17 protein-coding genes are annotated in these 15,409 nt (G+C 69.6%); 11 read left to right on the top strand and 6 right to left on the bottom strand.

Annotated elements, in window-relative coordinates:
• Positions 1-77: 77 nt before the first annotated feature.
• The 7 genes from FB561_RS09800 to FB561_RS09770 all read left to right on the top strand — a co-directional run bounded on the left by FB561_RS09800 (position 78) and on the right by FB561_RS09770 (position 4,727).
• Entirely contained in the window at positions 78-953 is an 876-nt protein-coding gene (locus tag FB561_RS09800; RefSeq protein WP_145805222.1) for an aldo/keto reductase, read from the top strand.
• Positions 954-1,028: 75 nt separating this feature from the next.
• Positions 1,029-1,373, top strand: a complete 345-nt coding sequence (locus tag FB561_RS09795) for a tetratricopeptide repeat protein (RefSeq protein WP_145805219.1) — start codon at positions 1,029-1,031, stop codon at positions 1,371-1,373.
• Positions 1,374-1,471: 98 nt separating this feature from the next.
• Entirely contained in the window at positions 1,472-2,104 is a 633-nt protein-coding gene (locus FB561_RS09790) for a maleylpyruvate isomerase family mycothiol-dependent enzyme (protein ID WP_145805217.1), read from the top strand.
• An 88-nt stretch (positions 2,105-2,192) separates the two neighbouring features.
• On the top strand, positions 2,193-3,329 hold the full coding sequence (locus FB561_RS09785; protein ID WP_145805215.1) for an LLM class flavin-dependent oxidoreductase: 1,137 nt from the start codon (positions 2,193-2,195) through the stop codon (positions 3,327-3,329).
• A complete protein-coding gene (locus FB561_RS09780) occupies positions 3,326-3,937 on the top strand; it encodes an FMN reductase (protein WP_145805213.1) in 612 nt (203 codons plus the stop codon). The genes FB561_RS09785 and FB561_RS09780 overlap by 4 nt, the downstream gene beginning before the upstream one ends.
• 45 nt (positions 3,938-3,982) lie before the next feature.
• Complete coding sequence (locus FB561_RS09775) at positions 3,983-4,240, top strand: hypothetical protein (RefSeq protein ID WP_145805211.1); 258 nt, start codon at positions 3,983-3,985, stop codon at positions 4,238-4,240.
• A gap of 112 nt (positions 4,241-4,352) precedes the next feature.
• A complete protein-coding gene (locus tag FB561_RS09770; RefSeq protein WP_145805209.1) occupies positions 4,353-4,727 on the top strand; it encodes a YciI family protein in 375 nt (124 codons plus the stop codon).
• Positions 4,728-4,835: 108 nt separating this feature from the next.
• On the opposite strand, the gene FB561_RS37805 is transcribed toward FB561_RS09770, so the two are convergent.
• From FB561_RS37805 to FB561_RS09755, 3 genes are all read right to left on the bottom strand, one after another.
• Positions 4,836-6,398 carry a hypothetical protein gene (locus tag FB561_RS37805; protein WP_170284615.1) on the bottom strand — a complete coding sequence of 521 codons (1,563 nt, stop codon included), beginning with the start codon at positions 6,396-6,398 and terminating at the stop codon, positions 4,836-4,838.
• Between the two features lie 337 nt (positions 6,399-6,735).
• Positions 6,736-7,503, bottom strand: coding sequence for an SDR family NAD(P)-dependent oxidoreductase (locus FB561_RS09760; RefSeq protein WP_145805207.1), 768 nt, complete (start codon positions 7,501-7,503; stop codon positions 6,736-6,738).
• Between the two features lie 176 nt (positions 7,504-7,679).
• On the bottom strand, positions 7,680-8,477 hold the full coding sequence (locus tag FB561_RS09755; RefSeq protein ID WP_238334745.1) for a winged helix-turn-helix domain-containing protein: 798 nt from the start codon (positions 8,475-8,477) through the stop codon (positions 7,680-7,682).
• A 307-nt stretch (positions 8,478-8,784) separates the two neighbouring features.
• Between FB561_RS09755 and FB561_RS09750 the strand changes: the two genes are divergently transcribed.
• Both FB561_RS09750 and FB561_RS09745 read left to right on the top strand, forming a co-directional pair.
• The gene (locus FB561_RS09750; RefSeq protein ID WP_145805206.1) at positions 8,785-9,324 is read left to right on the top strand and encodes a GNAT family N-acetyltransferase; all 540 of its coding nucleotides are present in this window, start codon (positions 8,785-8,787) and stop codon (positions 9,322-9,324) included.
• A 75-nt stretch (positions 9,325-9,399) separates the two neighbouring features.
• Positions 9,400-9,771: a hypothetical protein gene (locus FB561_RS09745; RefSeq protein WP_145805204.1), complete on the top strand. Its 372-nt coding sequence runs from the start codon at positions 9,400-9,402 to the stop codon at positions 9,769-9,771.
• Here the strand turns inward: FB561_RS09745 and FB561_RS09740 are convergent.
• Together FB561_RS09740 and fgd are read right to left on the bottom strand one after the other, a co-directional pair.
• A complete protein-coding gene (locus FB561_RS09740; RefSeq protein ID WP_145805202.1) occupies positions 9,768-10,661 on the bottom strand; it encodes a DUF72 domain-containing protein in 894 nt (297 codons plus the stop codon). The two genes, FB561_RS09745 and FB561_RS09740, sit on opposite strands and share 4 nt — an antisense overlap.
• Before the next feature lie 63 nt (positions 10,662-10,724).
• Positions 10,725-11,729 (bottom strand): glucose-6-phosphate dehydrogenase (coenzyme-F420), encoded by a 1,005-nt coding sequence (gene fgd / locus FB561_RS09735; RefSeq protein ID WP_145805199.1) that lies wholly within the window; start codon positions 11,727-11,729, stop codon positions 10,725-10,727.
• Between the two features lie 207 nt (positions 11,730-11,936).
• Here fgd and FB561_RS09730 point away from each other — a divergent pair, with 207 nt between their 5' ends.
• Positions 11,937-12,638: a hypothetical protein gene (locus FB561_RS09730; RefSeq protein WP_145805197.1), complete on the top strand. Its 702-nt coding sequence runs from the start codon at positions 11,937-11,939 to the stop codon at positions 12,636-12,638.
• A 6-nt stretch (positions 12,639-12,644) separates the two neighbouring features.
• Here FB561_RS09730 and FB561_RS09725 read toward each other — a convergent pair whose 3' ends face one another.
• A complete protein-coding gene (locus tag FB561_RS09725; protein ID WP_145805195.1) occupies positions 12,645-13,703 on the bottom strand; it encodes a hypothetical protein in 1,059 nt (352 codons plus the stop codon).
• A 224-nt stretch (positions 13,704-13,927) separates the two neighbouring features.
• Between FB561_RS09725 and FB561_RS09720 the strand changes: the two genes are divergently transcribed.
• Positions 13,928-15,367, top strand: coding sequence for a serine/threonine-protein kinase (locus FB561_RS09720; protein WP_145805193.1), 1,440 nt, complete (start codon positions 13,928-13,930; stop codon positions 15,365-15,367).
• The last annotated feature ends 42 nt before the right edge of the window (positions 15,368-15,409 follow it).

The following is a 15,409-nucleotide window of genomic DNA, read 5'->3' as shown; positions in this document are numbered from 1 at the left end:
GATTCAGTGCCACCAGTCATCACAGCGAGCGGAATTCCGTGTTGGATTTGCGGCCACCCGCGCGCGAGGTTGGAACCATGGCAGACCAGACCCCCAGCACCCGCCGGATCCGTGACGTCGAGGTCAGCGCGATCGGCCTCGGCGGTATGCCGATGTCGATCGAGGGCCGGCCCGACGAGCAGCGCTCGATCGCGACCATCCACGCCGCCCTCGACGCCGGGATCACCCTGATCGACACGGCCGACGCGTACCACCTGACCGCGACCGACGTCGGCCACAACGAGTCCCTGATCGCGACGGCGCTCGGCTCCTACGGCGGCGACACCTCGAACGTCCTGGTCGCGACCAAGGGCGGCCACCTCCGTCCGGGCGACGGCTCCTGGCAGGTGAACGGCTCCCCCGAGTACCTCAAGCAGGCCGCCGACGCGTCGCTCAAGCGGCTCGGCGTGGACGCGATCGGGCTGTACCAGTTCCACCGGCCGGACCCGAACACGCCGTACGAGGACTCGCTCGGCGCGATCCGCGACCTGCTCGACGCGGGCAAGATCCGGCTGGCCGGCATCTCCAACGCGAACCCGGACCAGATCCGGCAGGCCAACGAGATCCTCGGCGGCCGGCTCGCCTCGGTGCAGAACCAGTTCTCCCCGCGGTTCCGCTCCAGCGAGCCCGAGCTGGACCTCTGCGACGAGCTCGGTATCGCGTTCCTGCCGTGGTCCCCGCTCGGCGGCATCTCCCGCGCCGCGGATCTCGGCGAGTCGCACCCGGCGTTCCACCAGCTCGCGGCCGAGCTCGGGGTCAGCCCGCAGCAGGTCACGCTGGCCTGGATGCTGGCGAAGTCACCGGTCGTCATCCCGATCCCGGGCTCGAGCCGGCCCGAGACGATCCAGGACTCGTACCGTGCGACCGAGCTGAGCCTGACCGCCGACCAGGTGCGCGCACTCGACGCCGCCTGAGCCCCGGAATACGGCGGTACCCCCTCGCGTTGCGGCAGGCAGCAAGATCGAGTCAGCAGCGACGGGAGGTCCGTGATGGAAGACATGCGTGCACTGAGCTACGGCCTCGGCCAGCAGTACTTCGAGGAGCGCGACTACCGCGGAGCGATCCGCGCCCTGGCCCCGATCGTCGAGGAGACGCCCGAGGACGTCGGGACGCGGCTGCTGCTGGCCCGCGCGTACTACCACGCGGCCCTGCTGAAGCCGGCCGAGGAGCAGCTGCGCGAGGTCCTGCAGCGGGAGCCGACCGAGTCGTACGCGCACCTGATGATGGCGCGCACGCTGGAGCGGCAGTCCCGCGCCGACGAGGCGGGTAAGCACCGCCGGATCGTCGCGGCGCTGACCGGCGACGAGGACCACCTCCAGCCGCACCGGCCGTAGCGATCGACCGCCCCGGAGAGACTTCTCCGGGGCGGTTGTCCATTCCGGGCCGGGTCGATCGTCGTGGTGTCGACGACCGATCGAACCTGGAGGATGCGATGGCGGACCACGTGTGGGATCTGGTGCGGGCGGAACGAACGGCGCTCGCCGAGGATCTCGCCGGCCTGACGGACGCGGAGTGGGAGACGCGCTCGCTCTGTACGGAGCTGTCGGTCCGTGAGGTGCTCGCTCATCTGACGGCGGGCGCGACGCTGACCTTTCCCCGCTGGATGGCGGGCGTGATCCGGCACCGCTTCAACTTCGACCAGCAGCTCGTGGTCCGGCTGCGGGAGTACCTGGGCGACTCGGCCGGGGAGACGCTGGCCGGCTTCCGCGCGACCGTGCCGCGGACCACCTCGCCGTTCGGGCGCTGGAGCGGCACCGTGAGCATGCTCGCCGAGACGGTCGTCCACGCGGAGGACATCCGCCGGCCCCTCGGCATCGAGCGCACCTACCCCGAAGAGGTACTGACCAAGGTCGCCGAGCACTACCACGGCAGCGATATGACCGTGCCGGCCAAGTCCCGCGTCAAAGGCCTCCACCTGAAGGCCACCGACTCGCCCTTCGAAGCCGGCCAGGGACCGACCGTCACCGGTCCGACCATCGCCCTCATCATGACCACGACCGGCCGACCGGCCCATTTCCCCCTCCTCAGCGGCCCCGGCAAGGCCACTCTCCAAAGCCGCTGCTGAGTCTGTCGCGGAATGGAGCGGGCCGGACTGGCGTTACCCCGAGCAGATGTAGTTTAATAATGAACTACAGAGCTCCTGAGGAGGGCAGATGCAGTTCGGTGTGTTCACCGTCGGCGACGTGACCGAGAACCCGACGACCGGGACCACGGTCAGCGAGGCCGAGCGGATCAAGGCGATGGTGACGATCGCGCTGAAGGCGGAGGAGGTCGGGCTGGACGTCTTCGCGACCGGCGAGCACCACAACCCGCCGTTCGTGCCGTCGTCGCCGACCACGCTGCTCGGTTTCGTCGCCGCGCGGACGTCGAAGCTGGTGCTGTCCACCTCGACCACACTGATCACCACCAACGACCCGGTGAAGATCGCCGAGGACTACGCGATGCTGCAGCACCTGGCCGACGGCCGGGTCGACCTGATGATGGGTCGTGGCAACACCGGCCCGGTGTACCCGTGGTTCGGCCAGGACATCCGGAACGGGATCCAGCTAGCGATCGAGAACTACGCCCTGCTGCGCCGGCTCTGGCGCGAGGACGTGGTCGACTGGGAGGGGAAGTTCCGTACGCCGCTGCAGGGGTTCACCTCGACGCCGCGGCCGTTGGACGGGGTCCCGCCGTTCGTCTGGCACGGGTCGATCCGCAGTCCCGAGATCGCCGAGCAGGCGGCGTACTACGGTGACGGCTTCTTCCACAACAACATCTTCTGGCCGGTCGAGCACACCCAGCGGATGATCGACCTGTACCGCCGCCGGTTCGAGCACTACGGCCACGGCAGCGCCGACCAGGCCATCGTGGGGTTGGGCGGCCAGGTGTTCCTGCGGAAGAACTCGCAGGACGCGGTGCGTGAGTTCCGGCCGTACTTCGACAACGCGCCGGTGTACGGGCACGGTCCCTCGCTGGAGGACTTCAGCCGGGAGACCCCATTGACGGTGGGCAGCCCGCAGGAGGTGATCGAGCGGACCCTGACGTTCCGGGAGAAGTTCGGTGACTACCAGCGGCAGCTGTTCCTGATGGACCACGCCGGCCTGCCGCTGAAGACGGTGCTCGAGCAGCTCGACCTGCTCGGCGAAGAGGTCGTCCCGGTGCTCCGCAAGGAGTTCGCCGCCAACCGGCCCGCGCACGTCCCGGACGCGCCGACCCACGCGTCGCTGAAGACGGCGGCCGAGCGGGCCCACGCGCTGGAGTCGCTGAGTACGCCGGAGTCCGTGGCCGTCGACGGGATCAACCAATGAGCCAGGGCGAGCGCACGATCGCGGTCGTGACGGCCGGGCTGACGACCCCCTCGTCGACCCGGCTGCTCGCCGACCAGCTCGCGGCCGGCGTCCGGGACGCCCTGGACGGCCGCGGAGTACCGCACAAGCTGGTCGTGATCGAGCTGCGCGACCACGCCCACGACCTGACCAACAACCTCCTCACCGGCTTCCCGACCGGGGCGCTGCGCGAGGTCCTGGACACGGTGGTGCGGGCCGATGCGCTGATCGCGGTCACGCCGACGTTCAGCGCGTCGTACAACGGCCTGTTCAAGATGTTCTTCGACGTCCTCGACGACAAGGCCCTGGTCGGCAAGCCGGTCCTGCTCGGCGCGACCGGCGGTACGGAACGCCACAGCCTGGTCCTGGAGTTCGCCCTCAGGCCGCTCTTCGCCTACCTCCAGGCGGTAGTGGTCCCGACCGCCGTCTACGCAGCCTCCTCCGACTGGGGCCCCCACGCCGCGGCGTTGAAGGCCCGCGTGGACCGCGGGGCCAACGAACTGGCCGACGTCCTCACCAACCAGGCCCCCAAACCCCCGACCGACCCCTTCGAGAACCCCACCCCGTTCGAGAACCTCCTCCAGCAGTAGGAATTGACGGGCGCCACGTGGGAGTGGCGCCCGATACTGCTGCGCATGGAGGTACTCGGTGGGTTTCTGCTCGCTGCTCCCGCTCAACGGGGTGAGTGGCAGCGCGACGTTGTGCCGAACCGCTTCCTGACGATCGGCGGCTGCGCACTGGACGACGCACTGCGGCCGGAGTTCACGGACTGGTTCACCAATCGCGAACGGGTCTTGCGGTGGATTCTGAGCCGGACGGGAGGCGACGCGGCGCTGGAGATGCCGTGGGTTGTTGTGTCCCTCGCCCGGTGTGGTTCGTCGGGTGAGAGCTGAGCTCAGAATCTTCTGAGATTTCTCTCGATCAGAATGTCGAGCGGGTGAGGATCGGTCTCGATGTAGCGTCTGAAGGGCCGATCGGCGGCCGCTCAGACGTTAGGGATCGAAGATGAAGTACGTCCTGCTGATTCACTCCACCCCGCAGCCGTGGGGCCACCCGACCGGCAACACCGTGGCCGAGCACCAGGCGCTCCCCAAGGCCGAGCGCGACCGGCTGAACTCGAACTTCGAGAAGCTCCTGAGCGAGCTCCAGGAGAACGGCGAACTGCTCGGCGGCGAGGCCCTGGGCGACCCGATCACGTCCCGCCTGTACCGCTACACCGGACGCCCGGTTGTCACCGACGGCCCGTACTCGGAGGCCAAGGAACACCTGGCCGGCTTCTTCCTCATCGACGTCGACTCCCCCGAACGCGCCGACGAGATCGCGCAGGTCTTCGCCGGTCCCGGCGAAACCATCGAGCTGCGGCCGATCCACGTCTTCTGAGGCGGTTGGCCGAGCCAGTCCGTCGTACTGGCTCGGCCAGGGATCAACTCCCCGCGGCGACCAAGCGGGTGTGCTGCTCGCCGAGGCCGTCGGCCCAGACGCGCAGTATCACTGGTTCAGCCACCCTTGCTGCTTCGCCCAGTTGAGGTAGGCGATCCCCAGGGCGTGCGACCCCTGGACGGGGACGAGCTGCACGGCGTCGTACAGCCGCAAGGTCTGTTCGTGGACGATCGAGTCCCGCTCGGCGTACGGCATCCAGCGGGCGCACTGCACCGCGTTGGCCGGGACGGCGTCGACCGTGCCGTCCACGCGGTACCAGATTTCGGTGGCGGACCGGACCACGTTCTGCCGGAACGTCGCGGCGAACCGGTCCATGTCCTGGCCCAGCCCGTCGTCGATGCCTGCCTCGAACGCGGCGTGCACGAACTCGAGGCTGATCGCCGCGTGGCTGATGTCCTCGCGCTGCCGGCTCGCCGGGTAGAACGGCGTGTACTCCGAGAGCCCCTCCTCCCGGCTGTAGCCGCGGCCCAGTTCGCTGTAGGGCGGCCAGTAGTTCCACACGTAGGCGCCGTCGGCTTCGAGGGTGAGCCCGGCGCGGTACGAGATGAGCATTTCGTTCACCCGCGTGCGGTAGCGCTGCTCGCCGGTCGCCCGGAACAGCTCGACCATGGCCAGCCCCAACCCCTGGCTCTGGTTGTACGGCTGGATGAGGCCGTCGAAGGGAATGGGGGCACCCTTCGGCCACACGTAGTCGCCGCCTCCGTCCGGGCGCGTTTGGTACTCGCGGTCGTGGAACGCGACCGCGTCACGCGCCGCACTCAGCACGTCGAGCGCCTTGCGACGGCGAGCCCCGCGGTTCAGGCCCGGCGTCTTCAGCACCATCCGCGCGTACCTGGCGAGTGGGTAGGCAACCTGGCCGGTGTGCACCGCGAACACGTAGTACTGGGGTGTGAAGGTGGTCGTGCCCGCGCTCGGAGGGCCACTACGGCGGGGCGACTTCCGGAGATCGACGGCCGTCCAGCGGGCCGCCGTCGCGTACGCCGCGTTCACCGCGGGGACGACGTAGGTGGCCGCGCCGGGGTCCAGCGAGACTCCGCGCAGCGTGACGACCGTGGTGGTCACGGGATTGCGCAGGACCAGGTCGAAGGTGTCGCCGGAGACGTTGAGCACCTCGGCGGTCGACTCGGCGCTCCGCGTTCCGGCCCACCGCAGCTGGATCGCGGCCTTTCCGGCGCCGTCCAGGAGCACGCCGTGGCCGGCGGTGTAGTTGGAGGCGGTCCGCCAGACCTTGCCCGAGCGGCCGGCGTAGTCCTTGACGCCGCGAGCGTGGTCGGTCGTCCTGATGACGTGGGCCGCGCGCTCCTCGAAGGTCCGCAGGTACTGCTCGTCCTGGTAGGCCTCGTACATGCGGAGCAGCCCGAGCATGAAGTAGGCCTCACCCCACGCGTACAGACCGGCCTCGTTGTGCATCGGATCGATGGCCAGGTACGCCGACTGGGCGGCGGCGAACGCCGCGGGCGACTCGTAGTCGAGCGCTGCCGCGAAGGGCTGCTCGGCCGCGAAGGGCTGGCCCACGGCGGACGCCGAGGCAGCCGGTACGCCGGTCCAGGCGAGGGCACCGGCGGCGGTGGAGCCGAGGAGGAGGTTGCGCCTGCTGATCGGTGGGGTCATCTCGTTGCCTCACTGGGAGAAGGGCCGGACGGGTGGGTTCAGGGCGCGGCCACCGAGACCCGACATAGCACGGCCGCTCATGTCTGAAACCTGGCTTCTGGAGTCACGATTTCGATGACCGTAGCTCACAACAACGAGACCAACCAGCGATGGCCCTCACAATTTTTCCTGAGAAGATCTCAACCTTCTCGTTGAAGAACGGCCGAGATGCCTGAGCATTTGATGTCTAGAAACAGCGTTTAGGACATCGGACAACGACGACAGCCGCGGGAACCGTTCGACCAGCCAGGTCTGGCACTCAGGGCACTCGGGATCGAGCTGAACGACCTCGGCCTGTTCACGGCATCAGTTGGCCGCCGTTGACTTCGATGATCTGGCCGGTGACGTAGGAGCTCATGCGCTCGGAGGCCAGGTAGAGGATGGTGCCGACGCATTCGTGCGGGGTGCCGGTGCGGCCCATCGGGATGGTGGTGAGCATGGCCTTGAGCTGGTCCTCGCCGGTGTGGCGGTCGTGGAAGGGGGTGCTGATGACGCCCGGGGAGATCGCGTTCACGCGGATGTTGTCGGCGGCCAGCTCCTTCGCCAGGCCGCGGGTGAAGGTGCTGACGGCCCCTTTGCTGGTCGCGTAGACGACGGAGCCGCCGCCTCCGCCGTGCCGACCGGCGATCGAGGTGACGTTGACGATCGCGCCGCCGTCCTGGGCGCGGAAGACCGGGACGATCCGCCGGCACATCGCGAACACCGAGGTGATGTTCACGTCCATGATCCGGTGGAACTCCTCGTCCGGGACCTCGCTCACCGGGGCCCGCCGGACCAGGTCGCCGGCGTTGTTCACCAGGACGTCGATCCGCCCGTACTTCGCCAGCACCGCGTCGACCAGCGCGTTCGCGGAGTCCGGGTTCGCCAGGTCGGCCTGGTGCACCGAGCCGGTACCGCCGGCCGTGGTCACCGCGTTCAGCGTGTGCCGGGCGCCGTCCTCGTTCGCGTGGTAGTGCAGCGCGACGGCGGCACCCGCCTCGGCGAACCCGACGGCCGCGGCCGCGCCGATCCCGCTGCTCGCGCCGGTCACCAGGACGACCTGATCCGTGAAGTCGAGGAGTCTCATGGCCCCCATCGTGCCCAACCGCCCGACCCACACACGACCCGGTCCCGCCCTGCGAACCAGCGACCGGCGATCAGCCTCTCCAGTTGTCCTGACGCAGCGGCTTGGTCGGCATGGACGTAACTTTCCGGGCCTTCCGTTCGCTTTCGCGACCGGATTCGGCCAGCTCCGAAGTCCCGCTAGCGCTCCGATTCTGCCGTCGCCCGCCGCGAGTCGGATCGGCTGATGAGTTGGAGGGCCAGTGGTGTCAGTGTGTGGAGGGCCGCGCCCCGCTGACGATGGGTGGAGATCAGACCGGCAGAACGCAGCACGGTGCAGTGCTCGGATGCCGACGCCGGTGAGATCTCGAGACGGCGGGACAGTTCGCTGGTGGTCGCGGCGAGGGTGAGGCTGCGGATCACTGTCGCGCGGGTCCTGCCGACGAGATCGATCAACGGATCGGCCGTCGCCAGCCGGCGCCGCGGGTCCGCAGACAGCTGAACGGTGGGATAGATCAGCATCGGCCGGTAGCCCGGCACATTGTGAATCATGCAGTTGGTGGTGAACGGGGAGGACTGCAGCGCCAGGCCCCGGCCTGCGAGGTCCAGTTCGTAGTCGTTGGTCCCGTCGACCTCCAGCGTCGGGCCGGCCCACCTGATCGTCGGGTGCAGGCCGGCCAGCAGCTCGCGCGCACCTGACGCCATCAAGGTCCGGGATCGGAGCGTGAGGTCGGCATTGTGGCGCCTCGCCAGCTCTGCGGCGGCCGGCCCCAGAACGGCCGTGTGGAACTCACGGACCGCGGCGCCGAGCATCCGCCTGGAGGTGGCGGTACCGGCCGCCAATCCGCGCAGAAAGGGATGCGTGTCGGTCTGCAACCACGGTTCGAGCTCATGGCGCAGCACGTCGGAGGGCGTGGCGATCAGCTCGTCGATCGCCGATTCGAGACCAGACTCGGTGAAGGGCGTCAGGAAATCCGGGAACTTGCCGTCCGGCGTCACCAACCTGAGCAACGGCTGAGCCGGCGACCGCAGCCGAGTACGCATCGACCGCTGCCACCGGCCAAGCTCTGGAGAAAGCTGCCGGCCCCTCATTGCCCGAGCCGCGAGAGCCGCCTGCCACAACGGTGACGGCTCCGTCGGGATTGTCACCCGACCGAGGTCCTCGGGACCGAAATGTATCCGGAACATAGTCCGGCAATCCTCAAGCCCCTCGAGGGTCACGGACAACGCCCTCGCCGTCTGCCGGGCGACGCGGTACGCGCCGACGACGCGTCCACAGCGCGGATCCCGGCGGTAGCCTCGACGGATGGGCTACGACCTGGCGAGGCTCGAGGTGCGCCGTTGGCGGGTGGCGGACGCGTTGCGGCTGACCGCGGCCCACGCCGACCCGGACATGGCGAACCAGGGCGGCATCCGGGACAAGGCGACCGCGGTCGACTGGATCGGCCGGGTCGCGGATCTCGACAACGGACACGTGTACGCCGTGGCCGACGCGGACGACCATCCCGTCGGTTGTGTCGCGGTGACCAACATCGACCGTCACCAGGTCGGCTGGACGTGGTACTGGACGATAGCCGACGTCCGCGGCCAAGGGGTCGCCCGTGACGCTCTGCGGGCCCTGGTCGACTGGGCCCACCACGACGCCGGCCTGTACCGGCTCGAGCTGGGTCACCGCGTCAACAACCCGGCTTCCTGCGTCGTCGCGGGCAACGCCGGCTTCCTGTACGAGGGCGTCGAGCGCGAACGCCTCGCCTACGACGGCACCCGGTACGACGTGGAACGGCACGCCCGGCTCGCCGCTGATCCGCTGGACGCGCCGCTGCGCCCGGTCCACGTCGTCCCCTGACGGATCAGCCAGTTCGGGGACACGACCGGACCCGTCGACAGGTGCGGGAGCCGTTCAGCACTTACCGTTACGAGCATGGCGAAACCGTCGAAGTTCGAGTCGTTCGTCTTTGTCGTCGTGGGGGTGGCGGGTGCGTTCGGGTTCCTGACCCTGGTCCGGCGGGCCTGGGACACCTGCGCGGTGAAGATCAACGACCTCGGCAACGGGGTGACGCTGCTGTTCCTCGGGCTGCCGGTCGCGCTGATCGTGAACATCGGGTTGTTCGGCCTGGTCTTCCGGCTGTCCAAGGGCCAGGGCAAGTTCGTCAAGCCGTTCCTCGCGGCCGCGATCGCCGTCGCCCTCGCCGATCTCGCGCTGTTCTCCTGGGCCGGGACGCCGGCCACGCTGCCGGCTTCGGTCTGCCCGGCGAACGTGCCGGCCTGGTGGCCGGAGTGGATCCCGACCTAGGTCTCGGCTCGCTTCACGCCGATGCGGGCGGTGAGAGCCTCCGCGTCGAAGGGCGCGTGCACCTTCACGTCGTTGTCGAAGTACGCGAACACGTCCCGGCGTTTGCGGCGCGCGGCCGGAGCGAGAGTACGGCCGTCCTTCGGCGTACCGCCCTCGTGCCAGGTCCGGATCTTGGCGGCCCAGCGGTCCAGCGCCTCGTCGTCGTATCCGCTCACATACAACTCGTCGGCGCCGTGCAACCGGACATAGACGAAGTCGGACGTCACGTCGTCGACCATCGGCCACTTCCCGGCCGTGTCGGCGCAGACCAGCGCGACGTCGTGGGCCCGCAGCAACTCGACGAACTCGGGGGTCTCGAACGACGAGTGCCGTACTTCCAGCGCGTGCCGGACCGGCGCGTCCACCGAACACGTGAGCAGGCTCCGGTCCTTCATCCGGTCGTCGTGGTGGTGGGCCAGCTCGGCCGCCTCACCCGTTGACCTGGGCAACTTCTCGAAGAACGCGGCGAGCCGGTCCGGGTCGTACCCGAGGGTCGGCGGCAGCTGCCAGAGCACCGGGCCGAGCTTGTCCGCCAACGCGAGCACGCCGGACGCGAAGAAGTTCGCCAGCGGCGCGTCCACGTCGGCCAGCTTCTTCAGGTGCGTGACGAACCGCGGCCCCTTCAGGGTGAACACGAAACCGGGCGGCGTCTCGTCGTACCAGCGCTGGTACGACGACGGCCGCTGCAAGGAGTAGAAGGACCCGTTCAGCTCGATCGAGTTCAGCCGGCTCGACGCGTACTCCAGCTCGGCCCGCTGCGGCAGTCCGTCCGGGTAGTACACCTTGCGCCAGGGCGGGTACCGCCAGCCGGAGATCCCGACCCGGTACGGCGTCGCGGCCCATCCGTTCATCGGTCTCCCGGTTCCTTGCCGGGGGCGCGAGATCGGTGGCCCCGCGCCCCTTCCTCGATCTGGTCAGCCCAGCTTACGGAGCTCCGGCACGACGTCCTCGGTGAACTGGGTGAGGAACCGCTCCTGGTCGTGGCCCGGGCCGTGCACCACGAAGTGGTTGAACCCGGCGTCCAGGTACGGCTGGAACTGCGTGACCACCTCGGCCGGGTCGGACGCCACGATCCAGCGCTTCGCGACCTGCTCGATCGGCAGCTCGTCGGCCAGCCGCTCCATCTCGGTCGCGCTGTCCACGCTGTGCTTCTGCTCCGGGGTCAACGACAACGGGGCCCAGAACCGGGTGTTCTCCAGGGCGTGCTCGTGATCGCGGTCGTAGGACACCTTGACCTCGAGCATCCGGTCCACGTCCTCGAACTGCTTGCCCGCCTTCTCGGCGCCCTCCTTGACGGCCGGGATCAGCTTCTCGGTGTAGAGGTCCATGCCCTTGCCCGAGGTCGCGATGAACCCGTCGCCCACCCGCCCGGCGTACTTGGCGACCAGCGGTCCACCGGCGGCCACGTAGACCTTCAGCGGGACGTCCGGCCGGTCGTAGATCGAGGCGTTGACGAGCGGGTAGTACGGTCCGTCGGAGTTCACCTCGTCCTTCGTCCACAGGTCCCGGATCAGCCCGACGGCCTCGCGCAACCGGGCGAACCGCTCCTTGAACTCGGGCCACTCCATCCCGGAGACGGCGATCTCGTTCAGCGCCTCACCGGTACCGACGCCGAGCATGATCCGGCCCGGGTACAGCTCGCCGAGGGTGGCGAACGCCTGCGCGATCACGGCCGGGTTGTAGCGGAACGTCGGGGTCAGCACCGAGGTACCGATCAGCACCCGCTCGGTCCGCTCGCCGACGGCGGCCATCCAGGCCAGCGCGAACGGCGCGTGCCCGCCCTCGTGCCGCCACGGCAGGAAGTGGTCCGAGACGGTCACGCTGTCCAGCCCGAGCTCCTCCGCCCGGACGGCGTACTCGACCAGCTCCCGCGGCCCGAACTGCTCCGCCGACGCCTTGTACCCGATCCGAATGCTCACCCTCGACTCCTCCACCTAGGTCCGTGCTCCAACACAACCCGATCATCCCCCGGGTTATGCCATCACCCCGGGGTGGTCACCGGAGCGGAGTGGCGAGGCGGCCGATTTGATCAGACCGGCGCCGAAGCTGTGCATCAGCGGCCCCGGCGGTTGGGAGCAGACTCAGTGGGCACCGGGAAAGCAATGGCTTTGGCCGGAAGGAGGGCCGTGTTCGTGCTCGTTGACAGGTTGCCCACCTACCGCCGGATGTGGACCATCGGCGCCTGCAGTCTCGCCGTCCTCGGCGCGGCGTGCGCGCTGTTGTTCGTCCGGCCGACGACCGCCGCCCTGGTGGTCGTCCTCTCGTTCACCATCGCCACCGGAGCCCAGCTGAGCATCCGGCTCGCACATGAGGACGGGCCGGGCGTCCCGGCCCACGAGATCATCAGCCTCTCCCTCGGCGCCGCCGTCGCCGTTCTGGGCGTCGTCGGCTACGCGATGACGGCAGGATTGTCGACGATCGCACTGCTCGCCGTGGTCGCGATCACCTCGCCTTGGGTGCTCGCCTATCTCACGGGCACTCCGGTGAGCCTCACCGGTACTCCGCGGAGCGCGCCGCGGTCCGCCGAGCAGACCGACGAGATCCCGGACGCGACGATCCGGGCGAAGATCTTCGACCCGACCCCGCCCGACGTCGGCGAGCTCAGCGACGAGGAGCTGTGCCGGGCCTGGCGCAAGAGCTTCACGGCGCTCGGGGAGGCCGTCTCCGCTCCGCAACGCGAGGCCGTCGTCAACGCGCGGCTGGCGTATCTGGACGAGTTGGAGCGCCGGAATCCGGAGAGCTTCGCGCGGTGGATCGAATCAGGTCCGCGGGCCGCGGGCGATCCGGGCCGGTTCATGCTCCCGCACCAGCAGCCTCCGCCCGGGTGAAGCGGATCAGGTGGATTCGTGCTGGTCGTTCGACCCGGGGGTGAAGAAGCGGGACGGGTTCCCGGCGGCGCGCGGGTTCGACTCGAGCCAGCGGGAGAAGCCGGCGGGATCACGGCGTTCGAGTTCGTCGAGGTAGGCGACCCGGGCGGCGATGACGTTCAGGCGCTCGCGGACGGTACCGGCCTTCTGCAACGAGGTGAAGCTCCGGCGCCAGGCGAGACAGAGTTCCGCGTCCGTGAGCCGTCGCGCGTCCATCCCCACGCCCGGCCGGTCACTCGCGTCCCGGCTGCCGCGGTCACTGTTGGTCCAGTCGTTCCCGCTCCGCTCGCGGCTCGTCCAGTCGTTCCCGGCGCGACTCTTCTCGCTGTTCTGGTGAGCGCTGCCGCTGTCGGTACGGGCCTTGTCAGCGTCGTCCTTGGCCCTGCGCCCTTGCTCGGTGTGCTCGGTGTTGCTGGTGTGCTCGGTCTTGCTCGGGCCAGGCTTGTGCCGGGTCACCTCGCGGTCTGGCTTGCCGCGGCGAGCCCTGCGTCGTCTGCCCCGGCCCGTCGGTTCATTCCCGGCATTCCCCCGATCCCGACCGCCGGTACTCGTCTGTGCCGGGTCGTCGTCAGGCGGGACCCGCCACGACCACTCCGACGGTGACGGCAGTTGCGGCGGCGTACTCTGCCCGGCCCAGGGCGCCCGGTCCCGCCGGGACTTGCCCCGCCGACTGGTGAACCACCCGACGACCGGCGGCGAGGTCAGCACGACCACCGCCACCAACCCGACCGTGGCCGTCCGGGCACTCAGCGCGTACCCGCACAGCGCCACCGCGACCACGCCCGCCACCACCGAGCTGCGGAACACCGAGCCGATGACCTTGCGCGGATCCTCCTCCTCGGCCAGCCGCCGGCTGAGGAACACGGTGATCCCGATCCCGAACCCGACCAGGAACAGCACCAAGCACGTCGCCGGCGTCGCCAGGAGCAGCGCGGTCAGTACTCCGATCCCGGTCAGCATCCAGACGCTGAAGAGCCACCCCCAGGCATACGACGACGACCGGTCCGCACCCGTCGACCACGACATCAGTCACGCCCCCTCCCAACCCCCAGAGCGTGCTCCCTCCAGCACCCTCGTCACCTCACCCAAGGGGGATGACCCGGGCACCAATTTCACCGGGATCCGGCCGCCGCCGACCGCCTTGTCCACAGGTGCGGCGGCTCGGTTGGATGGGGACCCCGCCGGGGTGGCATGGTTGGCGGCGGCCGGGTGGTTCCGCCGGTCCGGGTCCAGGTGAGAGGGGGCTGCTGGTGCCGGACGTCTTCGCCGGGCGGTTCGAACTCGTCGACCCGGCGGGTTCTGGTGGGACCGGTACCGTCTGGCGCGCCTGGGACCGTCGGCTGCAGCGGTTCTGCGCCGCGAAGGTGCTGCGGCAGCGGCATGCCGGGGCGCTGGTCCGGTTCGTCCGCGAGCAAGGGCTCCGGCTGGATCATCCGCACGTGCTCAGCCCGTACAGCTGGGCCGCCGAGGACGATCAGGCGCTGCTCGCGATGGACCTGGTCGGCGGCGGTTCGGTCAGCACCCTGATCGCCGACTTCGGCCCGCTGCCCGAGCGGTACGCGGCCGAACTCCTCCGCCAACTGCTCGAAGGCCTCGACCACGTCCACGAAGCCGGGCTCGTCCACCGCGACGTGAAACCGGCGAACCTGCTCCTGGAAGCCACCGGTACCGGCCACCCGGTCCTGCGGCTGAGCGACTTCGGGATCGCGCTCTCCCTCGGCGAACCCCGCCTCACCCAGCAGGGCGCCGTCGTCGGCACCCCCGGGTACCTGGCTCCCGAGGCCCTCGCGGACGAACCGCCGTCGCCCGCCCAGGACCTGTACGCCGTCGGCGTCACCGGCTGGCAGCTCCTCACCGGCGCCGAACCGCCCGTCGGCGGCGCGATCGAGCTCCCGCAGGACGAATCAAGCGTTCTCTGGAAGGTCGTCGAAGGCCTCCTGCATCCCGACCCGCTGCAGCGCACGCCGTCGGCCGCGGACGCACTGTCGGCTCTCGGGCCGACTCTCGAAGTCGCCTTGCAGATCCCGGCGGCCACGGCGGACGGCGAGCTCATCGAGGTCTTCAACCACCTCCCGCCGCTCCCGCCGCGCTACCGTTTCCGCACCGAGCCCACTCCCCAGCCAGAACCGCACCCGGCCCGACATCCCGAGCCGTCGCCAGAACCGCAGCCCGAGCCGCAGGCCCAACCGTCGCGCGAGCCGTCGCCCGGGCCGCATGCCGAACCGCAGGCCGTACCGTCGCCCGAGCCGCAGCCTGAGCCGTCGCTACCGGTGACGGGGCCGACTCCCGAGAACGCCCCTACCATCACCATGCCTCTCCCCGCCGACTCCCCAACTGGCGATCCAGCAGTCGGCACCTCAGGGGATCAGCGCGGTCGTCGGCGGCGGGTCCTGCTGGCCGGTGGTGGACTGGTCACCTTGGCGGCCGGCGTGGCCGCGGTCCTGCTGTTGCTCGACGGGATCGGCAACACTCCCGGGAACACCCCACCACCCACCAGTACGCCCAGCCCTTCGGTCACTCCGACAGTCGACAACCCTGCACGCACGGAGACGCCGGCGCCGAACGCAGAGGTGACGGCGGGGCAGTCCTGTGGATGGCAGGAGGCGGGCGAGGTCGAAACGGCCGCTGACGGCACCCAGGTCGAGTGCCGCCAGCAAGGGTCGTCGTACCGGTGGATCAAGGTCGCCTAGCGCCCCGCGTCGGAAGTTCTGTTGGCGCTACCGGCGCGGGGC

Source organism: Kribbella amoyensis (assembly GCF_007828865.1).
Lineage (GTDB): Bacteria > Actinomycetota > Actinomycetes > Propionibacteriales > Kribbellaceae > Kribbella > Kribbella amoyensis.
This window is presented reverse-complemented; position numbering and strand designations above follow the sequence as displayed.